This window comes from Natronorubrum tibetense GA33 (genome assembly GCF_000383975.1).
GTDB classification, from domain to species: domain Archaea; phylum Halobacteriota; class Halobacteria; order Halobacteriales; family Natrialbaceae; genus Natronorubrum; species Natronorubrum tibetense.
The window spans coordinates 1,254,836-1,279,000 of the sequence record NZ_KB913017.1; the positions used below are offsets into that span (position 1 = coordinate 1,254,836).

A 24,165-nucleotide genomic window follows, 5' to 3' on the forward strand; every position below is an offset into this window, starting at 1 on the left:
AGATGGATAACCGTCGGCGCGCTGAGCCGCGACAGCGTCGTCGCGGCTCGAACTGCGAGGGATGAGCGAGTGAACGGGGAGGAACGACCCGTGAGCGAGTGAATCGGGTGGGGAGGATGTGGAATCCCTAGCTGCCAGTGTCAGCAGTGTGTTCTACTCGACGATAGTCTCAATTTCAGTATACACGTCCCACAACGAGGCGCAGAGAACGGAGCTACTTTACTCCCGAACAACGAGAACCTCTAGCATGAGCGACCAGCAGCCAGTGATCGTCGAGGCAGTCAGAACTCCACAGGGGAAACACGGCGGCGTCTTCGCCGAAACCGGCAGCGAGGAGCTTTCGGTCCCGCTCGTGAACGCGATGCTCGAGCGAACCGCACTGACCGGCGACGACGTCGACGATATTCGGTGGGGCTGTGCGAAGCAGGTGAACGAGCAGAGCAACAACATCGCGCGCGTCATCGCGCTGCTCTCGGAACTCGGCGAAGACGTTCCGGGAACGACCATCGACCGGCTCTGTGCCTCCTCCGCCGAGGCGATCATGAGCGCCAGTGACGCCATTCGGGCGGGCCAGCGCGAGGTCATCGTCGCCGGCGGCGTCGAGAACATGTCCAGAAACGAGCGTCGCGAGGGGATCGACTCCTACGACGGCATCGCCGAGCAGTACGACGCGGCGGGACTCGCGATGGGGCAGACGGCCGAGACGGTCGCCCGCGAGGACGACATCTCCCGCGAGCGCCAGGACGAGTACGGTGCGCGCAGCCAGCAGCGCGCGGTCGAAGCGACAGAGGAAGGCAAGTTCGACGACGAAATCGTCCCGATCGAAACGGACGACGGTCTCGTCGAGGAAGACGAGGGACTGCGGCCCGGCACGACCAAAGAAAAGATCGCTGGGCTCCCGCCCGCCTTCGAGGAGGACGGCACCGTCACCGCCGCAAACGCCTCACAGGTTTCGGATGGCGCTGCCGGCGTCCTGATTACCAGTCGAGCGTTCGCCGACGACAACGACCTCGAGATCAGCGCCGAAATCGAGGATCACAACGTGGCGGGTGTCGACCCAACCGTCATGGGAATCGGCCCGGTCCCCGCCGTTCGGGGCATCTGGGAACGCAACGGTCGCTCGGCAGCGGACTACGACCGCGTCGAACTCAACGAGGCCTTCGCCAGCCAGACGCTGTACTGCCAGGACGAACTCGGCTTCGATGACGACGTCTTCAACGTCAACGGCGGGGCCATCGCCATCGGGCACCCGCTCGGTGCCTCCGGCGCTCGCCTGCCGGTCTCGCTGATCCACGAACTCGAGCGACAGGGCGGCGGACTCGGCCTCTCGACGATGTGCGTCGGCTACGGGCAGGGGGCGGCCGTGGAGTTCCAGGTCCCCGAGCAGTAACCGCACGAACTGCGACTCGAGCACCGCTTTCTGCACGCTGTGACTCGAGTCCCGTTTTCTGCACGCTGTGACTCGAGCACCGGCTATCGAATCACGGATACGCTCGAGCATGAGCAGACAGGGCTCAAGCGGGTATGACCCACCGTCCGCTATCCGGCGAAAAAACGGTAGAATCGATGTGGGATCCGGACTACAGGATCTGGTCGGCGATGATGTTCTTCTGGATCTCCGAGGTGCCCTCGTAGATCTTCGTGATGCGGGCGTCGCGGTAGTAGCGCTCGGCGGGGTAATCCGTGACGTAGCCCGAACCGCCGTGGACCTGCAGTCCGTCGTCGGCGACTTCGACCGAAATCTCGCTCGCGAACAGCTTCGCCATGCTCGAATACTGCGCGGCGACGTCCTGGTTGTTCTTCTCGACCTGGCTGGCGGCGCGGTAGGTCAGCGAGCGGGCGGCCTCGACCTTGGTCGCCATCTCGGCGAGCTTGTGCTCGATGGCCTGGAACTCCTTGATCTTCTGGTCGAACTGCTCGCGCTCGTTGGCGTACTCGATCGCGGCGTCGAGGGCACCCTGTGCGGCGCCGACGGCCTGTGAGGCGACGCTGGTTCGGCCGGACGCGAAGAACTCCATCAGCTGGTAGAAGCCCTTGTCCACTTCGCCGATGACGTTGTCCTCTGGAACGCGAACGTCGTCGATAATGACCTCGGCGAGGTCGGAGGCGCGAATGCCGAGTTTGTTGGAGATCTTCTCCGTGGAGACGCCGTCACGGTCCATCTCGACGAGGAACGCGGTGATACCGCGGTGTCCCTCGTCGGGGCTGGTCTTGGCCATCAGAACGCCGACGTCGGCGACGGTTCCGTTGGTGATCCACATCTTGTTGCCGTTTAAGACGTACTCGTCACCGTCTTTCTCGGCGACCGTCTCGATGCCGGCGACGTTCGAGCCGTGTGCGGGCTCGGAAATCATAGAACAGGAGGCGGTTTCGCCGGCCGCGATCTTGGGGAGCCACTCCTCTTTCATCCACTCGTCGCCGAACTCGATGATCATGTTCGTCCCGAAGCCGGCGGAGCCGACGGCGCTCCCGATGCCGGGGTCCGCGCGCCAGAGTTCCTCGGTGACGATGGTGCTCGAGATCTTGTCCATCCCGGCACCGCCGTACTCGATCGGGATGCCGGGTGCGACGAAGTCGTACTCGGCGGCCTTCCTGCGGATCTCCTCGGGATACTTGCACTCGCGGTCGTGTTCCTCCGCGACCGGAGCCATCTCGTTTTCACCGAACTCGCGAACGGCCTCGCGAATCGCGTCGTGCTCGGCGGACAGCGTGAATGCCATATATCACGGTTGTTGTCCGGTACCAAAATAGCTTCGATGTATTCAACAGTTACAACGCATCCCCGCCCGATATCGAACGTTGTAAACTCAATTGTGGGTTGAGAAGCATCTATTAGATTGTTGGACGGCCTGTCCGCCACTTGAATTTACAGTGGTAAGCGGAGTGGGAGTTATAGGCTCGAGCGAGCCACCCTACTCCGTCACCGCGTGTGTGTTACTCGTTTTCGCCGCGAATCTTGAACTTCTGGACCTTGCCGGTCGTCGTCCGGGGGAGTTCCTCGACGAACTCGACCTCGCGCGGGTGTTTGTACGCGGCCATGTTCTCGAGGCAGTACTCTTTGATCTCCTCGGGCGTCGCCTCGGCGTCCGGCGTCGGCACGACCAGTGCCTGGACGGTCTCGCCGCGGCGTTCGTCGGACACGCCGACGACGGCGGCGTCGGCGATATCCTCGTGTTCGAACAACAACTCCTCGACCTCGCGCGGATAGACGTTGTAGCCGCCGGTGACGATCATGTGCTTCTCGCGGTCGACGACGTAGAAGAAGCCGTCCTCGTCCCAGTAGCCGATATCGCCGGTGTGGAACCACGTCTGGCCGTCGGCCTCGGTAAAGGCCTCCTCGTTGGCCTCCGGCAGGCCGTAGTAGCCCGCCATCACGTTAGGCCCGGAGACGACGAGCTCACCGGTGATCTCGGTCAGGTCGACCGCTTCGGCGGCTTCACCGCCTCCGCCTCGTTGGGTCTTCGACCCGACACTCTCGTCGATCGGACCCTCCTCGACGCGGGAGACGGGCTCGAAGTCATCGTCGACGATCTTCGCGTCCATCCCGTCGAACGGCTTCCCGATGCTGCCCTTCCGGCGGGCGTCGGGCCCGTTCGCGTGCGTCGTCGGACTCGTCTCCGTCAGGCCGTAGCCCTCGTAGAGGGTCGGCCCGAAGAGCTCCTCGAAGCGCTCGAGCACTTCCATCGGCAGACTCGAGCCCCCGGAGTTGACGAACCGAAGCGAGGAGAGATCGAACGCCTCGGCCTCGGGGTGGTTGATCATGTCGTTGAACATCGCCGGCACGCCGAACATGACGGTGATGCCCGCGGATTCGATCATCGTCATAACTTCGGTGGCGTCCCACTCGGGGACGGGGTAGTAGGCCGCACCGTTGAACAGCGCACCGTTCATCACGACGGACATCCCGTAGATGTGAAAGAGCGGCAGCGTGCCGATCAGTTTGTCGTCGGGATCGATGCCCCCGATAAGCTCGGAGTTCGCTTTGGCCGTCCACGCGAGGTTATCGTGCGTGAGCAAGACCCCTTTCGGCGTCCCCGTCGTGCCGCTCGTGTAGGGCTGGACGGCGATATCGTCGTCCGCGCGGTCGACGATCTCGAGGGTGTCCTCGGCGAGGAACGCCTCGAAGTCGGTCGCGTCCTCGACCTCGTCGCCCACGCTGATGACCTGTTCGACGTCGGTTTCGTCGACGACTTCGGCAACTGCCGGAACGTTCGCCGAGAGCGTGACGACGGCTTTCGCCCCGCTGTCGGAGAGGAGGTGAGAGATCTCTCGAGCCTTGTACTGCGGGTTCATCGGAACGACGATCCCGCCGGCCCGTAGCGTTCCCTGGAACGCCGTGACGAACTGCGGGAGGTTCGGCAGATAGATCGCGACGCGGTCGTCGGCGCCGATACCGTGGTTCGCGAGTGCCTGGGCGAACTGTCCGGCTCGTGTCCAGAACTGCTCGTAGCTCAGTTCGGTGTCGTCGAAGACGATTGCCGGCGAGTCCGGCCGTTGCTCGACACTCTCGGCGACGTTCGTCACGAGATTGGTCATGGTACGTGAATCATCACAAACCGCTAAAACCGTTGCGAATCGTGATGTTCGCCGGCGTCGTCAGTCCGACACCGACGGTTCGCCGGCGCGCTGGACATCGTAACCGACGAGATACCGTGCTCGCAGGAGCAACAGGAAGATCGTCGCCGCCGCGGCGGCCTGGATTGCCATTCCGACAGTCCCGCCGACGACGGAACCGAACATGGCGGCGAATCCAGCGACCACGTAGAACGCGCGGACGGGCAGTGACAGATCCTGCGCACCGTCAAAGCCGACCGTCGCGACGATCAGTCCGATCGTGCCCGCGAGGACGACCGGGAACGCAAAGACCGTCATCGAGGTCCACTGGATCAGACTGTTGTTCGCAACGAACGCGAACGGAATGACGAACCCTGGCGCACCGATGCGCAGCGCCTGCACACAGGCAGTCATAAAGCTCGTCCCCGCGATCCGTGACCCGACTGCAACGGAGATTGCCACCGGCGGTGTGATCGCAGAGAGCATCGCGAAGTAGAACACGAACATGTGGGTCGTAATCTCGGGGACGCCGAGTTCGGACACGGCGTTTGCGATCAGGAACGCGACCAAAATGTAGGCCGCCGGCGTCGGCATACCGAGGCCGAAGGCGATGCTCGCGATCATCGCGAGTACCAACACGAGCGCTAACCCGCCGGTAAAGCCCATGATCGACACGTCAGCGAAGCCGATAATTCCCGCACCGAGACGTCCGGTCATTCCGCTCGTCTCGAGTAACTCGACGATCAGCCCCATCGCCGCGAGTACGCCCACGAGCGGCGCCATCTCGAGTCCGCCCTGGTAGAGTCCGTCGACGGTCTCCTTGCACGTGCCCACGACGGAGCGATAGGATCCGACGGCAAACTCCTTGAGCGTTGCTCCGTCCGTAGCTCCGGCCACTGCAGTGCCATCGTCGTCCAGTTTCGCCTGAACTCGTCGATCGACATCGAAGACGTCGATGAGATAATTTCGGACGAAGATGACCCCGACGATCGTGAGGATCGTGTAGAAGCCAGCCGTCAGGGGCGTAAACCGGAGGTAGATGAGCGTGTACAGCAGGACGATCAGCGGAATCAAGAAGTGCAGGCCGCTCAGGAGCACCCGCCAGTCGAACGGCGAGAGGTCGGACGTCGTCCAGCCGAATTTGAGAATGCTGAAATGAACCGCCAGACAGACGCTCAGGTAGAACAGCGCCGCTGGGATCGTACCGGCCTGAACGATATCGAGGTACGGAACTTCGATGATGTCGGCCATGAGGAACGCGGCGACCCCCATGACGGGCGGCAGCATCTGTCCGCCGGCGGAGGCGACGGCCTCGATCGAGGCCGCGTAATCGTCGCGAACGCCCTGGTCCTGGATCATCGGGATCGTGAAGCTCCCGGTCGTCGCGGTGTTTGCCGCTGCACTGCCGGTGATCGATCCCATGATCATACTCGAGATGACCGCGATCTGGACGACGCCGGTTCGCAACGTCCCGCCGAGTTCCGTGCCGACTTCGCGGATGTAATCCATGAGGCCGTACGCCTTGGCGATCCCGGCGAACATGATGAAGATCGCGACCCACGTCGATCCGATTCCCATGATCGTACTGTCGTAGATACCGGACTGCACGCCGAGAGCCGCCTCTTCGATGATCCCGGTGATGTCTTCGCCCGACCACGCGAGCAGGTCGGGGAGGAATGGTAACGTGCTCACGGCGGCGTGCGAGTAAACGATCGCGAAGATGGCGACGGACGCGATAATCAGCCCGAAGGCCCGACGCGTCGCGTCGGTGACGAGGATTATCAGCGCTGCGCCGATGATGTGATCGGTCGTCGAGAACCCGAGAATGTGTGCATCACCGTCCAGGCGGTCGAACGCCCCGAAGATGTACGCCATCGTGACCAGCGAGAGGACGGCGAGTCCGATCGCGAGATACGGATCGAACCGGCCGTAGACCCGTTTGAACTGCTGTACAGCACTCGACAGCCGTTGGCTCTTGAGACCGAGATCGTCGAGCAGCGTAACTTTCTCCGGTGGCTCCTGTAGTCGCTCCGGGTCCGCATCGTCGGCTGCTTCCGGATCATCGACATCGGACGGGTCGTCCAGTCGCTCTCTGAACTGTTGGCGAGCGTAATCCAGATAGTAGACCGCCAACCCCCAGCCGGTAAAGAGTACGACATACTCCGCCCGCTCGGAGAACACGAGCGCCGGGGGAATAAATGCTCTGAGAGAGATCCCGGCAGGAGACAGGTTTGTGAGAATATAGAACGCATAGTAGAGGGTAAGGGCAGTCAGAACTGCCGCCATAGTATACGTAATACCGTCTAACAGCCGGAGCAGTGTCAGTCGGCCGAAACGAGAGCGTTGGGTGGACATCGGTCGTTAGTTATCCAGCGCGTGTTCCAGTGCGCGCTCGAGACCGGGCGCGGTACCGGAGCCACTTGGCGTCGGTGAGACCGTCATATCCGACTCGATGTCGGAGAGAGTCTCGAGGTCCATGTTGTTCGTGATGAAGAACCACGGCAGATCGTAGTAGTGGAAGATCTGCGTCATCTCGAAGTCGAGTTGGTCGAACGGCTCAACATCCTCCCGGAACTCGCGCGCCGTCCAGTTCTGGAGGAAGCCCATCTCGATGCTTTCGTCGGCGATGTCGCCGATGTTTTCCTCCGTGCCGTCGCTCGTCTGAGCTTCGATGGATAGGTCGTCCAGATTTTCGTTCATGACCGACGCCAGCGCCTCGTTTGCGGCGTGACCCGTCGTCCCCTGCTCGGACGTTTTCATCCGGATCGTGTCGACTTCCAGCGTGTCGTCGGGTTCGTCTGCGCGCTCGAACTCGTCGCTCCAGACATCCAGTTCCTCCTCGTAGAAGTCCGCAGCGGCCGGGTGGAACGGAATACCCTCGTAGGCGTTCTGCACCCAGAACTCCGGATCGTTGTGGAACGCAAAGATCCCGAACGCGTCGGCCAGTTCCTCTCGGACCTCCCACATGGTTTCGAGGTACGTGTAGACGACATCGTAATCGAGTGCCGCCTGGGAAACGAAGTTGTACGAGAATGATGGACACGGAATCTCACCGGGTACGTCAACGTCGTCGTTATCGGCCCCCTCCATCTCGTCCGTGTCCAGATCCTCGATGAGGAGCGTCTCGTCGCCCTGCCACGCCTCGTTCGTCTCGTCCGTGATATCGAGCACCCGGAACTCGTCGACCGACGCCATGGCTTCCTGGAGCCAACCGGGCGTGATCGAGAAGTTCATCATTGTGCCAACGCCGACGTCTAACTGTCCCTCGTTCAGGGCACCGCCCTGTTCTGAGAAACTCACACTGATCCGCTCGTATCCGGAATCGTCGTCGTCTTCGCCGAAACAACCGGCAAGCGCCGTCGCGGTGCCGACGCCGGTCGCCGCGAGAAATGATCGTCGAGTCTGTTCGCTAAAGCTACCAGTGGGTCTCTCTACCATGAGACCAGAGTCAATGCTATAAGGGTATAATAGTATCTATATTTGTTTGGCACTATTCATCAGATAGCTAAACACTGTTCGGATGATGTACAGCAAAGACTACGACTGCAACCCGAACGCACGCGAAGATCGCCTTTGACTCGAGCGGTTCTGGATCCCATCGTTCGGGAGCGGTCTGCGGATCAATCGTCGGTAACCTGTACACGTACCGACACGCTACACAGTCGCATGCAACCGGAATGACAACACGAGGACCACAATACCTATTGTGCCTATAACACTCATAAGAAGTATGCTGGATTTCGTCAACCTCGAGAAGGACCTCGACCAGGAAGAGCGCATGATCCGGGACACGGCCCGGGAGTTCGTCGAAGAACACGTCAAGCCCGACATCGGCGAGCACTTCGAAAACGGCACGTTCCCAAAAGAGCTCATCGGCGAGATGGGTGAACTGGGCTTTTACGCGCCGAACCTCGAGGGCTACGGCTCGCCCAACGTCTCCGAGACGGCGTACGGACTCCTGATGCAGGAGCTCGAGGCCGGCGACTCGGGGCTGCGGTCGATGGCGTCGGTGCAGGGCGCACTCGTCATGTATCCCATCCACGCGTACGGTAGCGAGGAGCAGAAAGAAGAGTGGCTCCCGGCGATGGGGCGCGGTGAAGCGATCGGCTGCTTCGGCCTCACCGAACCCGAACACGGCTCGAACCCGACGGCCATGGAGACCTACGCCGAACGCGACTCCGACGGCTACGTCCTCAACGGCTCGAAAACGTGGATCACGAACTCGCCGATCTCGGACGTCGCGATCGTCTGGGCACGTGATCGCTCGAGCGAGGACGATCCCGTCCGCGGCTTCCTCGTCGAGACCGACCGCGACGGCGTCAGTACGAACAAGATCGACGAGAAGCTCTCGCTGCGCGCGTCGATCACGGGCGAGATCGGTCTCAACAACGTCCACGTGCCCGAGGAGAACGTCCTCCCGGGCGTCTCGGGCATGAAGGGACCGCTGTCCTGTCTGACCCAGGCTCGCTACGGGATCGCCTGGGGAGCCATCGGCGCCGCTCGCGACTGCTTCGAGGAGGCCCGCCAGTACGCCAAAGATCGCGATCAGTTCGGCGGCCCGATCGGCCGGTTCCAGCTGCAACAGCGCAAACTCGCGGAGATGGGAACCCAGATCACGCTTGCCCAACTGCTTGCCTACCGACTCGCCGAACTCAAAGAGCGCGGCGAGATGCGCCCGCAGCACGTCTCGATGTCCAAGCGCAACAACGTTCGCATGGCGCGCAACCAGTCGCGGATCGCCCGTGAGATGCTCGGTGGTAACGGGATCACCACCGACTACTCCCCGATGCGTCACATGGCCAACCTCGAGACGGTCTACACCTACGAGGGGACCCACGACATCCACACGCTCGTCCTCGGCGAGGAGTTCACCGGCATCGCGGCCTACGAGTAACCCCGCCCCTTGCAAACGCCGTTTTTCGCCGACGCAGGCGTTCGACTGTCGAGTACGGCGATCGCCCCTCACGTCCAGCGCACCATCGGGACCGAGAGCGTTCTCTGTTTCACATAGCGGAACAGCAGGTTGGTCCGTCGAACGGGGGACAATTCGTTCCGCACAGCGACACGTTCGTTTTGCTATCCGGAACATTGATTGAGATCGTGACGTATACCCGTGTATGAGCACGCACGAGGCGGACGAAACCGACGCCGGGGTCTCGACGACACGGAAGACGTTCGAGATCCTCGAGTCGCTCAAAGCGGAGGAGGGGGTGACGATCACGGAACTCACGCGACGCACCGGATTGAGCAAGAGCACCGTCTATCGACACCTCACGACCCTCACCGACATGGGGTACGTCGTCGAACGCGACGGCGGCTATTATATCGGATTTCGGCTCCTCGAGATCAGCGAACAGGCTCGAACCCGGAAGACGGGATACACGGCCGCGAAGCGAAAGGTGTTCGACCTGGGACAGGAGACCGACGAGCGGGCAGTATTCATCGTCGAAGAGGAAGGGGAGGGCGTCTACGTCCACCGATACGGCAGCCTCTCGGACACGATGATCGGCAAACGCCGACCGCTGCACTCGCTGGCCTCCGGGAAGGTTATTCTCGCGGAGTGGAACGACGACGCCGTCCGCGAGTTCGTCGAAGAGAACGGACTCGAGACGATTACGGACAACACGATCACGGACCCCGACGTCCTCTACGAGGAACTCGAGCGCATCCGGGAGCGCGGCTACGCCGTGAACAACCAGGAGCATATGGACGGCCTGCGTGGCGTCGCCGTTCCCGTCTACACCCCCGACGACGAATTCCTCGGCGCGCTCGGCGTCTTCGGCCCGACGAGCCGGTTCAAAGACGAGTACCTCCACGAGGAGTTGCCCAGTCTCCTCTGGGACAAGGCGGGCGAGATCAGAGTCACGCTGGCCTACGGCTGAGTCGAGAGTTCGAATGCTGAACTGGGGGCCGGCGATACCGGCGCTCCTCCCCGCCGGTGATCGATCGATTCAGTCCCGTTTCCACCCGAATACAGCCGTTCATGGTGGCCAAGCGGTCCTGGTTCGTTCGCCCATCCGATACGCCGGCGAACGGCCAGCGCCCGCATAGTGAAACACGTCAGATCACCATCGAAACGACTTTCCACAGGTCACGAGTAGCCACGCCCCATGGACGAGCGGAACAGGAGTCCCGGACCGATGCCAAAAGTCGCGCGGTTGCTCGAGAAGTACGACCTCGAGGGCGTCGGCGACGAACTCGAGGCCCAGTGGACCCACCCCGACGACCGCAAGAGTCTCCGGGCGCTCGCCGATTCGTTCAACGAACGCCTCCTCAGGGCTTCACTCGACGCCGAACGAATCGATACAATCACCGAAGACGTCGGTCACCTCTACGAACTGCTCGACCGGACGACGGGCAGCCGTGGTGAGCAGTTACAGGCCAGGCGACGCCTCGAGCGGGACGGTGTCGACGTCGAGACCCTGGTCGACGACTTCGTTTCGTATGGCGCAATCCGGTCGTACCTCACGAGCTATCGCGACGCGTCGCTTCCGGAGACGACCGACGGCGACGTCCGCCGAACGGAACGGAACGCCATCGAAGGCCTCCGCCAGCGAACGGTCGCCGTAACCGAAAGCAAACTGGCTCGCCTCCGGAACACCGACCGACTGGATATCGGGTCGCATCGCGTACTCGCGAACGTCCAGGTCGTCTGTGAGGACTGCCACAGCCAGTACGACATCTCCGAACTGCTCGAGGCCGGCGGGTGCGACTGCGACGCGCCGTAGCGTTCGAAACTGAACCCGACCGACGGTCGCCGGCTGCGAGTGACTGTTCAAAAACACATAACAAAAGTACAGCTGTTACTAGTTGTGCGCTGCCGGCGGGATTTGGTTGCCGATTCATTTCACAGAACCGTGCGAGCTACCAGTTATCGGAGAATGTAAGCTAATATATGACACTGGAGCAACCGTTCCATTCGATAGCTGGTATCGAATCGGCGAGAGGCGACTCAATGCACGTTTTCCGGCTGACCAGTGCCCGTCTACGTGCGATAGCTCGTTGGCTCGCCTAGCCGTAACAGATACCGTCGTGTGACGGCGTTCGGTCGGCCGTAACGCCCGTTAACCGTACTATCACCAGATACCGGTTACTCGCCACACATGACATGGTTTAAACTGCTGTTCAGAATGTACAGATACCAGAGTAGTTATTCGACGACCGTCGGGCAATGGTCGGGTTCCTACGCGACAGCAGTGTGTTTTCCGGTCGCGAGAACCGCGACGAGAGCGCGGGTCGTCAGTCGACGATCGCAGCGAGTTCTCGCTCGAGTCCCTCGAGGTCGATCGTCAGACTCCGGATTTCGGTCCCGTACCGCTCTTTGTACCCCGATCCGGTCAGAATCGCGACGACGTCGTCGTCCGGTTCGATGGAGCCCGATTGCGACAGGGTTCGGATTCCGGCGATGGCGACCGCACTCGAGGGTTCGACGGACACACCGACCGTCGTCGACAGTCGATCCATCGCATCGCGGATCTCCGCGTCCGGGACGGAAACGACTTCGCCGCCGGTGTCTCGAGCGGCGGCGAGCGCGCGCGTTCCGCTCGGCGGATCGCTGTTCGCGATCGAAACCGCGATCGTGTCGTCAGCCGTCACCGGCGACACGGTGGCGCGCTCCTCACGATAGGCCGTCGCCACGGGATCGCACGCGGCCGCCTGCACGAGATAGAGTTTGGGTACGTCGTCGACGAGACCCGCTCGATTCAGCTCTCGGAGCGCCTTCCAGACCGCGCTCGCCTGACCGCCGCTGCTGACCGGGAGCGCGATCGCGTCCGGGGTCGTCGGCGAGCATTGCTCGAGAATCTCGTAGGCGACCGTCTTCTGTCCGGCGACGCGAAGCGGCGTATCGGAGTTGACGAAGGCGACGTCGGTCTCGAGCGCGAGCGTCTCGTGGTAGAGTTTTCCGTACTCGCCCTCGACACGGAAGAGGTGCGGATCGTGTCGCGCGATTAGCTCGAGACGCTCCCTGGGCGTGTCCGCCGGGACGAACACTGCACACTCGAGGTCGGCGTTCGCGGCGTACGCGCTCGTACTGAGCGCCATATTTCCGTGCGAAACCGTTCCGACCCACTCGTATCCGGCCTGGGCCGCGACGCTCACGCCGACCGCACTCCCGCGATCTTTGAAACTTCCCGTTGGGTTCTGGCCCTCGTGTTTCAGCGAGAGCGAACAGCCGACGTACTCGTCCAGCCCCGCCGCGCGAACGAGTGGCGTCGTCCCTGGGGGAACGCCGGACGGCTCCGATACCGGAAGGACATCGGCGTAGCGCCACATGCCGCGGCTCCACTCGGCGTCGGGCCACTCGAAGTCGGTCGGATCGGTCTCGACCCAGAGGGGTTCGCCGCAGGAACAGCGGTTTCGGTCGTCGGTTTCGTACGTCCCCCCGCAGTCGTAGCAACACAGCTGTCCGTTCATCCACGATAGCGGTCTCGCCGGAGCGACAAAACGCTTCCTTCGATCCGACTCGAGGAACGTCTCGAGGGGAAAATAGTTACATGGGTGGTGATACAAGAAGTGAACATGTATCGAGTCGTGCTCCCCGTCGGGTTGGACGAACAGCGGACCAATGCGGCTGTTTCGATGATCGAATCCCTTCCCGGCGAACCCGACGAACTCGAAGTAGTGGCACTGAACGTGTTCAAGGAGTTCGACGTGACCGACGAGGGCGGGCAAATCAAGTCCGCGGATTTCTACGACGAGGACGCATTTCCAGAGCGTGCAGAAGCCGCCCTTGAGTCGCTCGAAGAGACGGGCGTGACGGTCGTAAAACGGCGAGAGCACGGCGATCCGGCCGAGGCGATCCTCGAGGTGGCTGCGGATATCGATGCAGACGGGATCGTTATGTGCGGGCGGGATCGCAGCCCGACCGGGAAAGCGCTCTTCGGCAGCGTGACGCAGTCGGTGGTGCTCTCGGCGGACTGCCCCGTCGTTATCACGACCGAGTAGCGTCGTTCGGCCGACGCCGTCGAAGGGGTTAGAGCGGGCGGATCACTTGAGGTAGAGCACGTACACCGTGATCGCCACGCCGAACGCGATGCTCGCGCCGACGGTGACGACCAGTGCGACCGACTGGTTCACTCGCAGTAGAGAAAATACACCCAGCGTGAACGTCGCGTACAGAAAAGCGAGAGAGACACCGAATCGAAACCACTCCCGCTGGCCGGAGAGCCCCGCGCCCTCGTCCTCGTCCGCGTTCATCGGTGCCTCCGTTCGGTGGTTGGACGCGACGCCCCGTGTAGTTTACCCACGAGACGGGTGTCGGTTACGACCCGGTCGATCCGCCGAACTCGAGCGCCAGGGGGTGGCGTCGTCAGCGGACCACGGGCGCGGCGACATCGCCGATCGTCTCGACCGACGCGCGGACGTGGTCGCCCGGATCGATCGGCTCCGCGCCGGGCGTGCCCGTACTGAACAGGTCGCCGGGCTTCAGCGTCATGACGTCGGAGTGGAACGAGACGATCTCGCGGGGCGGGAACAGCATGTTCCGGACCTCGTTTTCCGCCGCGACTCGATCGTCGACGATCGTCTGCACCGTCAACTCCTCGAATGCGAGCGGGTCCTCGGGGACCGCGATCGCCGGGCCGACGACGAGAAACGAGTCGAAACTCTTCGCCCGCGTCAGGAATCGCGGGTTGCGCTGGAGGATGTCCTCCGCGGTCATGTCGATGACCGGCAGGTAGCCGGCGACCACGTCGTCGACCGCGTCCTCATCGACGTTCCGACATGCTCGTCCCATCAGCACCGCGAGTTCGGCCTCAGCCGTCACCCTGCTACTCTGCTCGACCGGCGGGAGCCGAATGGGGCCGCCCGGCCCCGTGACGGCGTTGTTCGGCTTCATGAAGCTCGCCGGCTCGTCGGGCCGTTGCTCGTCGAGGTCGCCGGCGTGTTCGGCGTAGTTCAGCCCGATGCCCCAGAGTTTCCCGAATCGCTCGAGCGGCGGCCCGAACTGGACGTGCGCCGAATCGATCCGGTCGGCCGGCACCGCGTCCACGTCGGGGAGCGTCCCCGCCGCAGCGCGCGGGAGCGCGTCCCGGACGGTCTCGAGGTCCGGTGCGGCCGCCGAGAGCGGGACGAACCCCTCCTCGTCGCCGAGGAGCGGACGCCCGTCGGTCGTACGTGCCAGGTACTGCACGGTCACTCCTCGCGATCCGTCCAGAAGTCGAACGAGCGGCCGGGCGCGAACACGTCGAGCCCGACGGCCAGTTCGTCGCCGGTGTTCTCGACCCGGTGGGGTTCGTCGGACTCGAGCAGGACGGAGTCGTACCGCTCGAGGGTCACTGACTCGCCGTCGTCGGTCGTGACCGTGAGCTCGCCCTCGAGGCAGAGACAGACCTGCTCGTTCTCGTGGTCGTGCATCGGCGAGCTGTGGCCCGGCGGTTTCTCGAACCACTCGAAGGAGAACTGGTCACTGCCGGCCATCGAGACGCGCCGCCACCCCTTGTCGGGCTCGTACGTCTCCGCATCGTCGAAGTCGACCGGTTTCATAGGTTCGCCCCCGTAGAGCCACCGTCGATCAGGACGCTCTCGCCGTTAATGTAGCCCGACACTGGCGAGGAGAGGAACGCGACGGTGTTGCCGAGTTCCATCGGATCGCCGACCCGCTCGAGCGGGTTGCTCGCCCAGTCGTCCAGGCCCTCCTCGTAGGAGTCGTAGTCGCCCCGGTCGACGGCCTGAGTGACGAGGTCTTCGATGCGTTCGGTCTCGTGCGGGCCGGGGAGGACCGCGTTGGTTCGGACGTCGGGAGCGAACTCCTTCGAGAGCGTCTTCTCGAGGCCGATGACGCTCATACGGACGGAGTTCGAGAGCACCAGACTGTCGATGGCCTCCTTGACGCTTCGGGAGGTGATGTTCACGATCGTCCCCTCGCCCTCGCGCAGATAGGGCTCGGCCTCGCGGGCGAGTCGGACGACGCTCATCACGAGCAGGTCGTAGGCCTGATACCAGTCGTCGTCGTCGGTGTCCAGGAACGGCCCCGACGGCGGACCGCCGGCGCTCGTCACGAGGTGGTCGATCCCGCCGAACTCGTCGACGGTCGTCTCGATCAGCGTCTCGATGTCGCCCTCGTTCGTGAGGTCGCCCTGCTGGGCGACGACGTCACCCGCTGCGACGTCTTCGATCTCCGCTTTCGCATCCTCGAGTCGGTCCTCGTCGCGACCGTTGATGACGACGTTCGCGCCCTCCCGTGCGAGGGCCTTCGCCGAGGCCTTCCCCAGGCCGCTCGAGGAGGCTGTGACGAGCGCTACGTTGTCGGTGAGTTGTAAGTCCATCTCGTCCGTAACCCCAGAGGAGAAACTCAAAAAAGTTTGGTGTTGCGGTAAGGGTCTGGGTCGGGCCGGTCCGCCGGAACCGTCCGTGAGTCGGCCTCGCACGAACGAACTCATCGCTGACGCGGAGCAGACGCACACTCGTTGCGACCGGCTCGGCGATCACCCCACAGACAATTCCGTATAGTGGAATGTGGTCCTCGTAAATAGCAACACTCTCTACCGTACCGCGTCTTCCACTGCCCTCGAGTCGGCTATTGGCCGTACCGCTACCGTGTGGGACGATCGGTTCGTAAATTACAACCATATGAATGTAATCTCGGATTCGCGCACCCTGAGTTCGACGCAAAAATCTCCCACAGTACGGAATCCAGTTTCCGCGTTCGAGCGGCCGTGAGTCGTTCGATGTACCGATACACACCGAGCGACCAGCTACAGAACGACCTTCCGTATGGTGGAATTTATAACCCGAGTGCTCGTGTGTGCACGTATGACAGACGACAACGCTAATCGGATCGGGAGCACGAAGACGAGCTTCGAAATCGTCCACGCGCTCCAGGAGAACGGCCCCTCCCGGCTCTCCGAGGTCGCCGACCAGCTCGAGTTGACGGAGAGTACTACCCATCGGCATCTGAGCACGCTTTGCGACCTCAGGTACGTCTCGCGCCGGGGAGAGCTGTACCAGATCGGTCTCCGCTTCGCCCGGTTGGGCCGAGCCGCCCAGACGCGGGATCCGGCCTACCTGATGGCAAAACCCCACGTCCAGAACCTGGCCGAAGAGACCCACGAGCGGGCGCAGTTCGTCGTCGAGGATCACGGTCTCGGCATCTATCTCTACTTAGAAACCGGCAGCAACGCCGTCCGGGCGGGGTTCGGCATCGGTCGACAGATCCACCTGCACTGCTCGTCCGCCGGCAAGTCGATTCTCGCACAGTACTCGCGAGACCGCGTCGATGCGATTCTCGACCGGTGGGGGTTTCCGTCTCACACCGAGAACACGATCACCGATCGCGATGCGTTTTACGAGGAACTCGAGCGTGTCCGTGACCGCGGCGTCGCCTTCAACCGCGAAGAACACGTCCACGGACTCAACGGGACTGCGGTGCCAGTCAAGCAGGAGGGAGAGGTGCTCGGCGCGCTCGCCGTCGCGGGACCCTCCCATCGGCTAAACGGCGAGCAACTCGAGGTGGACGTTCCCGACCGGTTGCTCGCGGCCGCGAACGAACTCGAGTTGAACATCACCTACTCGTCGCCGGACAGCGCGGACGACCACGTGGTTGAGTGATACAGATTACTGTACCGATTTACCGGCGCAACCGCCGCCGGATCGCGGTTGCGCCGGAAATGACTTACAGTAAACCGTATGAGCGTCACTCGAACGACGCCGTTCCGTCGTCGAAGGCGAGTTGCTCGCGCTCGAGCACGGAGACCGACTCCCCGAGATCGGAGAGCAACGCTTCTGAAACGCGGAACTCGGCGAGATCGGTCGTGTTTTCGATCCACGCGACCCGAACCGTCTCGGGATCGTACCCGCCGAGGGCGTTCAGCGCGACCCGGAGCGCGAGTTCGTCGTCCGGGACGACGGCGGGAAGCTTCGCCTTGGAGAGCGAGCCGCTCGTCAGCGCGTTCGCGTAGGTTTTCTTCAGATCGAGCTGTTCGACCGCCGCTCGTCGGGTAATATCCGCCAGCCCGATGCCGTTCCCGTTCCCACTCGTCGCCTCGGTAAGCCCGCGGGCGTAGATCAGATCGATCGACGGCGTCTCCGGATCCGGCGCGTTGAGAACGCGGTACCGGCCGATCACGTTCGTATCCATTCCCGCCCCGGAGATCTCCTTCCCGAGTTCGTCGACGACGAGGAGGTCGATATCGTCGACCGGCAGCGTCGCCATCTCCTCGCGCGCCCGCTCCAGCAGGGCCGGCTCGCGTCGCTCGAGCGACGGCCCGTCGATCGCCTCGATCGCCCCGATCTCCTCGTGGAAGTTCTCCACGAGCGCGAGCCCGCCGAGCAGCGGCACGGAATCTCTGATGGCTTCGACCAACGACTCGATAGTCGGCACGTAGCCGCGGTCGAGCGCCGTCGAGTGAAACGCCTGCGCGCCCCGCTGTTTGCCGAGGCCGACCGCGAGCATCTTGCAGAGCCCGCTCTCGAGCGACCCGGTGAAGTTCGTGTGCGGCTTGACGCGATTGATCACCAGCACGGCGTCCGCCGCGAGCGCGGCGCTCGAGAAGTAGACCGGCGTCGTCGCCCCGTCAACGTCGACCGCGTCGAGTTTCTCGACATCCATCCGCGCATCGATCGGGGCACCGACGTACTCCTCGGTGAGATCCAGCGCGGCGAGGATCTCGCGCTGACCCTCGGGGGTCGCACCGCCGTGACTGCCCATCGCGGGGACGACAACGGGTTCGAACCCTCGGTCTTCGATGTACGAGACCGTCTCGGCCGTGATATCGGCGATCCGGTGGATACCCCTGCTTCCGACCCCCACGGCAATCGTTGCGCCGGACTCGAGGTCATCGAACGCGAGTCGGTCCAGTTCCGAGCGCGTCGTCGACAGCGGATCGGAGAGCGTGCTCGTCGGCGGGTCATAACTGACGCGTGCGAACGACGGGGAGCCCTGTGGCTCGATGAGCGGTCCGATGTCGTCCCGGTCGGGAAAGTCCATACGCGACATAGCGGGACCGGCGTGTTAATTCCTCTGAGCGAAAGTTGCCGATAGCTGAAATAATTTACATACACTCGTTCGTGACCGAGTATGGAGATCGACCACGTCGAGTCACTTCCAGTCGCGATCCCGCTCGAAAAGCCGGTCTCTTTCTCCAATAGAACGCTCACATATCGCGATCACGCGATTACGTACGTTCGAACCGAGAGCGGACTCGAAGGCGTCGGCTACTCGCTCGGCTACGAAGGCGCGGACCTGATCGCCGAGGCGGTGGAATCGCTGCTCGAGCCGATGCTCGTCGGCGAAGACCCGCGGGACACCGAACGACTGTGGCGGGAGATGTACGACGGGACGGTCCAGATCGGTCGGTCGGGGCTGCTCCTTCGGGCCATCTCCACCATCGATATCGCACTCTGGGATATCAAGGCGAAAGCCGCTGAACAGCCGCTGTACAAGCTTCTCGGGGGCCACGCCGACGCGGTACCGGCCTACGCGAGCGGCGGCTACTACCGCGACGAGAAGGGCCACGAGGGACTGCGCGACGAACTGCGGCGCTACGTGGACGAGGGGCACGACGTCGTCAAGATGAAGGTCGGACGACGGTCGGTCTCCGAGGAACGGGCGCGCGTCGCGGCCGCTCGCGACGAGATCGGGGACGACCGAACGCTGTTGCTCGACGCGAACGGTGTTTGGTCGACAGCGACGGAGGCCATCCGGGCCTGCCGCGCGTTCGAACCGTACGATCCATATTTCATCGAAGAGCCCGTGATGATCGATAGCGTCGAGGCGATGGCCACCGTCAACGACGCGATCCCGTACCCGGTCGCGACCGGCGAACTCGAGGGGCCGCGATACGACTTCGAACGGCTGTACAGCGACGGCGCCGCGGACGTGCTCCAGCCCGATGCCACCGTCTGTGGCGGCATCACCGAGTGGCTTAAGATCGCCCATCACGCGGCGGCTCTCGACGTACCGATCGCTCCCCACTACAACTGGAACCTGCACGCGTCGCTGGTCGGTGCGATCGAGAACGCCCTCTGGGGGGAGTACTTCTACCGCGATATGGACGTAAAGGTCTTCGACGACATCGTCGAAGAGCCGCTCCGTCCGGACGACAGCGGCGTAATTTCGCTCCCAGAGGAGCCGGGCCACGGCGTACGGCTAGACGAGACCGCGATCGAGCGGTTCCGAGCGGACGGCTGACACCGAATCAACCGAGACACCAGTACACATGAAAGATTACTCAAACCAGATCACGAACCGAGACGAGAGCCGCGACGTCAAAATTACGGACATCAACACCTGCGTCGTCGAGGGGAACTTCGAGTGGAACCTGATCACAGTCGAGACCGACGCCGGCGTCACCGGCATCGGCGAATCCTATCGGGGCGGCGGCGTCCCCGAACTCGTCGAGTACACCAAGCGGTTCCTGATCGGCGAGAACCCCCTCGACGTCGAGCGACTCTACAGACAGATTATCCAGGAGATGTCGGGCCACGGCGGGACGACTGGCAAGGTCGTCACCGCCGCCTCCGGCATCGAGATCGCGCTGTGGGACGCGGCCGGAAAGCTCCTCGACCTCCCGGTCTATCAACTCCTCGGCGGGAAGTTCCGCGACGAGGTCCGGATCTACTGTGACTGTCACGCCGGCGAGGCCTACGCCGTCGAGGACGGCTCTACGGAGTACGCCACCGCAGAGGCCTACTCGCCGGCGGCGTACGCCAACGAGGCCCGACGCGTCGTCGACATGGGCTTTACCGCGCTCAAATTTGATCTCGACCTCGAGATGGACAACGATCCCGATCCGTTCAACGGTCGCCTCACCAACGGAGCGATCGAACACAAACGCGAGATCGTCGAAGCCGTTCGCGAAGAAATCGGCTACGACGTCGATCTCGCCTTCGACTGTCACTGGGACTACTCCGTCGAGAGCGCGAAACGGCTCGCCTACAAGCTCCGGGAGTACGATCTGATGTGGCTCGAGGACCTGATCCCGCCGGAGAACATGGCCGCCCAGACGGAAGTCACCAAGGCGACGAAGACGCCCGTTGCGACCGGCGAGAACCGGTTCCGGGTGCACGAACTCTCCGAACTGATCTACGACCACGGCGTCGACATCGTAACGCCGGACCCGACGACCGTCGGCGGGCTCACAGAGACGATGCGCATCGCCGACCGCGCCGAGGAGAACTACATGCCCATCTCGCCGCACAACGTCTGCAGTCCGGTCGGGACGATGGCCTGCGTCCACCTTGGAGCCGCCATCCCGAACTTCGACCTCCTCGAGTACCACGCCCTCGAGGTCGACTGGTGGGACGATCTGATCAAGCGGGACGAACCGCTCATTCAGGACGGTTACATCGAGGTGCCCGAGACGCCGGGCATCGGCGTCGAACTGGACGAAGACGTGGTCGAAGCGCACGCGCTCGACGGGACGACGACGTTCTGACCGGTCACCGCACCGATACGGGCGAATGCATGGATTTACGTCGCTATCCGCGAGAGGTAGCCCCATGACATCAACTTCGACGGCCCCGCTGGACGGCGTTCGCGTGATCGACTGTACGCAGATGCTCTCCGGACCGTTCGCGACGCAACTGCTCGCAGATCTCGGTGCGGACATCGTCAAGATCGAGCGCCCGAACCGGGGCGATATTACCCGCAGCGTCGGCCCGAACGTCGGCGACTCGGAGATCACCGCCTACTTCGCGTCGCTGAACCGCGGCAAACGAAGCGTCGAACTGGACCTGTCGACTGCGGACGGCGCCGCCGCCCTCGAAGCGCTCGTCGAGACGGCGGACGTCCTCGTCGAGAACTACCGACCCGGGACGATGGCAAAGTGGGGACTGGGATACGACGACCTGCGAACGGTGCGCGAGGATCTCGTCTACTGTTCGATCTCGGGCTTCCTCGAGGGACCGTACCGCGATCTTCCGGCCTTCGACATGGTGGCTCAGGCGCTGAGCGGCAGTATGAGCATTACCGGGGAGGCCGACGGGTCGCCGGCGCGTCCGGGCATTCCGATCGGCGACATCTGTGCGGGGATGTACGCCGTCATCGGAATTACGACGGCGCTGTACGACGGCGCCGGCCAGTACATCGACGTGCCGATGTTCGAGGGGCTGGTGTCGTGGCTCACCGAGCGGGCGGGACGGACGTTCGTCACCGACGAACCGTATCCGCGCCAGGGAACCGTCCATCCGACGCTCGCACCGTACCGGACGTTCGAGACGGCCGACGGCTGGTTCGCGGTCGCGATCGGCAGCGACGGTACCTGGCAATCCCTCTGTGACGCGCTCGAGCGTCCCGACCTCGCGGCCGACGATCGATTCGAAACGAACAACGAGCGCGTCGCCCACCGGGAGGCGCTGACGGCCGAACTCGTCCCGGCGTTCGAACGGCGGACGAACGACGAGTGGTTCGACCTGTTCCGCGATTACGGGATTCCCGGTGCCCCGGTCAAGGATACGCGCGAGGTGTTCGAAGACGAGCACCTCCGGGCGAGCGGCGTCCTCTCCGACCTCGAAATCGACGGCGTCGAACTCCCGTTTCCCGTCTGTCCGATCGCGTTTTCCGGATCGACGACCCAGTCGGGGCACGAACCGCCACGGCTCGGCGAGCACACAGTTCCCGTCCTCTCGGAGTCACTTCCGGACGAGACGGTAGCTGCGATTCTCGAGCGGCGCGAGTGACTGCTACATTTTCGTCGCGAGCGCACTGGAAACCGCGGGTTGACCTGATGACCCGTCCCGAGGAAAAACGGAGAGCGGCGCGGAACCGAAACTACGTGGAACTCGAGACGAACGGCGCGTCCCAGCCGTTAGCGATGGCTCGCTCCGCGAAGAAGATCAGCACGAACACGCCGATTCCGGCGAGCTGGAAGAGACGCCCCGGATACACCATAATGAACGCACCCAGCCAGAACATCCCGAAGCGAAGCGGCAGCCTGAACCGTCGCTTGAGATCGAACGGAAAGTTGATGCCGTAGATGATCGTCAACGCGCCTGCGAGCACGACGAGCCCGGTGAAGACGGACTGAAGCCCGAGATCCGACGAGACGATCTCCGGATGGTAGATGAACGAGATCGGGAGCACGAACAGGGGTGCAGCGATCGTGATCGCGACGCCACACGTCTGCCAGAAGTTTGATTCGGCGATCCCGGAGGCGACCAAGATGCGAGTCTCGAATCGGCAGCGAACGGACAGTACGCGTACAACGGCGACATACCCGACACAGCAATCAATGCTGACGTTTTCTGAGAGCAGACCGTCTAGCTATCTGTTTCGACAGACATGGGCCAGTACGTATCAAAATGGCATCTTGCTAGTAGGTAGAGCTACATAGTAGGTTATAGACACTCCTTGCCGTCGTCGATTCTCCAATCACTCAGAGAACATGGAACCCCTACTATACCAACCAGATTTTCACACGCTATGCGTACAGGCATCTTAATGACCTACTTTTTTGGACTGATTTCACGTAAAAAAGTGGTTCGTCGGGGTACAACCACATTTTCTGGATTCCACGGAGGTAGATCTCCGACGCTACCGCTATTCGCAGTTACCGAGTTATCTCAAGAATCGGCCGTTTTCCAATCAACAACAATAACCCGACAGTATCGTCGTTCAACGCATTATATTCCTGCATTAGCGATCACAACACGATCTTTCGGCGTCCGTTAGCGCCCGCGTTCTGTACCAGTCTGGAACAGTCGAACGAACTCGCTCGAGACCAGATTTCTCTATGTTAGGTACAGTTATTTAGTATGGTAGTTACACGAAACAGTGCCAGAGACAGAACGCGTTCACTCGCCTCCGCGGGTTTATCAATCAAGCCGAGGCCAACGGGGGTATGTCGCAACGACAACCGACAACGCGACGAACAGTCCTTCGAACACTCGGTTCATTAGGTGCCGTCACGCTTACAACGTCGGCAGTCGCCGGTGCACGGAGCGACCGCACCGCTCGAGGAGATCCACTGTCCGAGGCGTCGACAGCCGACGATGGATGCGACGTGAATCAGTACATCGGTGTCGTCGACCGAATCGTCGACGGAGAGCACGTCGTGATCTTGCTCGAGGAGGACGGTGAACTCGTCGATCAGCATGTCGCTCCACGGTCGGAACTCGAGGATGTCGACGAAAGCGACATTCTGCTCGTCGTCATCAAAGACGACGAGTTGCTCGTGGCACAGCAACTGCCCAAGCGGCCAGGAGAAAGTATGCGCGAGAGCCGTAACCGGCGTTCCGCGTCCGGTCTCGCCGAGGACCTATCGTAGTCGCCAGACGGTGAGAGACGTCTCGAATAGTATTCGAATCGACTCCTTTTTGAACAGTAGCTCAGTACTGAAACAGCGACAGCTATCGGGAGCTCGTATGAGATAGTGCGGAGCAGCTGCTCCGTGAGTGTAATGAGTAGGAGCGGCGAATCACATTTCCCAGAGGCTCGCGCACTCCAGTACTCCGCGATACGCAGGCGGGCTTATCTTCCGTGTTCGGGATGGGTACGGGAGGAACCCCGCCGCTGTGGCCGCTGTAACGTCGACCGGCGGAATCGAACCGCCGTCAGACCACTGTCGATGCTCGACGATGTGTCGAATATGAGTGAAGGCGGCGAATCGCATTTCCCAGAGGCTCGCGCACTCCAGTACTCCGCGATACGCAGGTGAGCTTATCTTCCGTGTT

At 62.5% G+C, this 24,165-nt stretch carries 21 protein-coding genes and 1 rRNA gene; 10 read left to right on the plus strand and 12 right to left on the minus strand.

The window, feature by feature from the left end:
• Positions 1-247: 247 nt before the first annotated feature.
• Positions 248-1,390: a thiolase family protein gene (locus NATTI_RS0106665; RefSeq protein ID WP_006088750.1), complete on the plus strand. Its 1,143-nt coding sequence runs from the start codon at positions 248-250 to the stop codon at positions 1,388-1,390.
• 190 nt (positions 1,391-1,580) lie between these two features.
• Here the strand turns inward: NATTI_RS0106665 and NATTI_RS0106670 are convergent, their stop codons facing one another.
• The 4 genes from NATTI_RS0106670 to NATTI_RS0106685 all read right to left on the minus strand — a co-directional run bounded on the left by NATTI_RS0106670 (position 1,581) and on the right by NATTI_RS0106685 (position 7,992).
• The gene (locus NATTI_RS0106670) at positions 1,581-2,720 is read right to left on the minus strand and encodes an acyl-CoA dehydrogenase family protein (RefSeq protein WP_006088751.1); all 1,140 of its coding nucleotides are present in this window, start codon (positions 2,718-2,720) and stop codon (positions 1,581-1,583) included.
• A 214-nt stretch (positions 2,721-2,934) separates the two neighbouring features.
• Positions 2,935-4,536 (minus strand): class I adenylate-forming enzyme family protein, encoded by a 1,602-nt coding sequence (locus NATTI_RS0106675; protein WP_006088752.1) that lies wholly within the window; start codon positions 4,534-4,536, stop codon positions 2,935-2,937.
• Between the two features lie 60 nt (positions 4,537-4,596).
• Complete coding sequence (locus NATTI_RS0106680; protein WP_006088753.1) at positions 4,597-6,840, minus strand: TRAP transporter permease; 2,244 nt, start codon at positions 6,838-6,840, stop codon at positions 4,597-4,599.
• 75 nt (positions 6,841-6,915) lie between these two features.
• On the minus strand, positions 6,916-7,992 hold the full coding sequence (locus NATTI_RS0106685; RefSeq protein ID WP_006088754.1) for a TAXI family TRAP transporter solute-binding subunit: 1,077 nt from the start codon (positions 7,990-7,992) through the stop codon (positions 6,916-6,918).
• 292 nt (positions 7,993-8,284) lie between these two features.
• On the opposite strand from NATTI_RS0106685, the gene NATTI_RS0106690 reads away from it, so the two are divergent.
• The 3 genes from NATTI_RS0106690 to rdfA all read left to right on the plus strand — a co-directional run bounded on the left by NATTI_RS0106690 (position 8,285) and on the right by rdfA (position 11,282).
• Positions 8,285-9,448, plus strand: a complete 1,164-nt coding sequence (locus NATTI_RS0106690) for an acyl-CoA dehydrogenase family protein (RefSeq protein WP_006088755.1) — start codon at positions 8,285-8,287, stop codon at positions 9,446-9,448.
• A 223-nt stretch (positions 9,449-9,671) separates the two neighbouring features.
• Positions 9,672-10,436, plus strand: a complete 765-nt coding sequence (locus NATTI_RS0106695; RefSeq protein ID WP_006088756.1) for an IclR family transcriptional regulator — start codon at positions 9,672-9,674, stop codon at positions 10,434-10,436.
• 228 nt (positions 10,437-10,664) lie between these two features.
• Positions 10,665-11,282 carry a rod-determining factor RdfA gene (gene rdfA, locus NATTI_RS0106700; RefSeq protein WP_006088757.1) on the plus strand — a complete coding sequence of 206 codons (618 nt, stop codon included), beginning with the start codon at positions 10,665-10,667 and terminating at the stop codon, positions 11,280-11,282.
• Positions 11,283-11,793: 511 nt separating this feature from the next.
• On the opposite strand, the gene thrC is transcribed toward rdfA, so the two are convergent.
• A complete protein-coding gene (thrC, locus tag NATTI_RS0106705) occupies positions 11,794-12,969 on the minus strand; it encodes a threonine synthase (protein ID WP_006088758.1) in 1,176 nt (391 codons plus the stop codon).
• Between the two features lie 105 nt (positions 12,970-13,074).
• On the opposite strand from thrC, the gene NATTI_RS0106710 reads away from it, so the two are divergent.
• Complete coding sequence (locus tag NATTI_RS0106710) at positions 13,075-13,500, plus strand: universal stress protein (RefSeq protein WP_027119085.1); 426 nt, start codon at positions 13,075-13,077, stop codon at positions 13,498-13,500.
• Between the two features lie 42 nt (positions 13,501-13,542).
• On the opposite strand, the gene NATTI_RS0106715 is transcribed toward NATTI_RS0106710, so the two are convergent.
• From NATTI_RS0106715 to NATTI_RS0106730, 4 genes are all read right to left on the minus strand, one after another.
• Entirely contained in the window at positions 13,543-13,752 is a 210-nt protein-coding gene (locus tag NATTI_RS0106715; RefSeq protein ID WP_006088760.1) for a hypothetical protein, read from the minus strand.
• A 112-nt stretch (positions 13,753-13,864) separates the two neighbouring features.
• Entirely contained in the window at positions 13,865-14,686 is an 822-nt protein-coding gene (locus NATTI_RS0106720; protein ID WP_027119086.1) for a fumarylacetoacetate hydrolase family protein, read from the minus strand.
• A gap of 2 nt (positions 14,687-14,688) precedes the next feature.
• On the minus strand, positions 14,689-15,039 hold the full coding sequence (locus tag NATTI_RS0106725) for a cupin domain-containing protein (RefSeq protein WP_006088762.1): 351 nt from the start codon (positions 15,037-15,039) through the stop codon (positions 14,689-14,691).
• Positions 15,036-15,821, minus strand: a complete 786-nt coding sequence (locus NATTI_RS0106730; RefSeq protein ID WP_006088763.1) for an SDR family oxidoreductase — start codon at positions 15,819-15,821, stop codon at positions 15,036-15,038. The genes NATTI_RS0106725 and NATTI_RS0106730 overlap by 4 nt, the downstream gene beginning before the upstream one ends.
• A gap of 487 nt (positions 15,822-16,308) precedes the next feature.
• Between NATTI_RS0106730 and NATTI_RS0106735 the strand changes: the two genes are divergently transcribed.
• Positions 16,309-17,103, plus strand: a complete 795-nt coding sequence (locus NATTI_RS0106735) for an IclR family transcriptional regulator (protein ID WP_006088764.1) — start codon at positions 16,309-16,311, stop codon at positions 17,101-17,103.
• Positions 17,104-17,188: 85 nt separating this feature from the next.
• Here NATTI_RS0106735 and NATTI_RS0106740 read toward each other — a convergent pair whose 3' ends face one another.
• Positions 17,189-18,481 carry a DUF362 domain-containing protein gene (locus tag NATTI_RS0106740; RefSeq protein ID WP_019991693.1) on the minus strand — a complete coding sequence of 431 codons (1,293 nt, stop codon included), beginning with the start codon at positions 18,479-18,481 and terminating at the stop codon, positions 17,189-17,191.
• 90 nt (positions 18,482-18,571) lie between these two features.
• Here NATTI_RS0106740 and NATTI_RS0106745 point away from each other — a divergent pair, with 90 nt between their 5' ends.
• The 3 genes from NATTI_RS0106745 to NATTI_RS0106755 all read left to right on the plus strand — a co-directional run bounded on the left by NATTI_RS0106745 (position 18,572) and on the right by NATTI_RS0106755 (position 22,173).
• Positions 18,572-19,684 (plus strand): mandelate racemase/muconate lactonizing enzyme family protein, encoded by a 1,113-nt coding sequence (locus NATTI_RS0106745; protein WP_006088766.1) that lies wholly within the window; start codon positions 18,572-18,574, stop codon positions 19,682-19,684.
• 28 nt (positions 19,685-19,712) lie between these two features.
• Complete coding sequence (locus NATTI_RS0106750) at positions 19,713-20,930, plus strand: mandelate racemase/muconate lactonizing enzyme family protein (RefSeq protein ID WP_006088767.1); 1,218 nt, start codon at positions 19,713-19,715, stop codon at positions 20,928-20,930.
• Between the two features lie 64 nt (positions 20,931-20,994).
• Positions 20,995-22,173, plus strand: a complete 1,179-nt coding sequence (locus NATTI_RS0106755) for a CaiB/BaiF CoA transferase family protein (protein ID WP_006088768.1) — start codon at positions 20,995-20,997, stop codon at positions 22,171-22,173.
• Positions 22,174-22,264: 91 nt separating this feature from the next.
• On the opposite strand, the gene NATTI_RS0106760 is transcribed toward NATTI_RS0106755, so the two are convergent.
• Positions 22,265-22,654, minus strand: coding sequence for a hypothetical protein (locus tag NATTI_RS0106760; RefSeq protein WP_006088769.1), 390 nt, complete (start codon positions 22,652-22,654; stop codon positions 22,265-22,267).
• 841 nt (positions 22,655-23,495) lie between these two features.
• On the opposite strand from NATTI_RS0106760, the gene NATTI_RS26925 reads away from it, so the two are divergent.
• Positions 23,496-23,759: a hypothetical protein gene (locus tag NATTI_RS26925; protein WP_006088771.1), complete on the plus strand. Its 264-nt coding sequence runs from the start codon at positions 23,496-23,498 to the stop codon at positions 23,757-23,759.
• A gap of 137 nt (positions 23,760-23,896) precedes the next feature.
• Here the strand turns inward: NATTI_RS26925 and rrf are convergent.
• Positions 23,897-24,018: ribosomal RNA gene (gene rrf, locus NATTI_RS0106770) — 5S ribosomal RNA — on the minus strand.
• Positions 24,019-24,165: the final 147 nt, after the last annotated feature.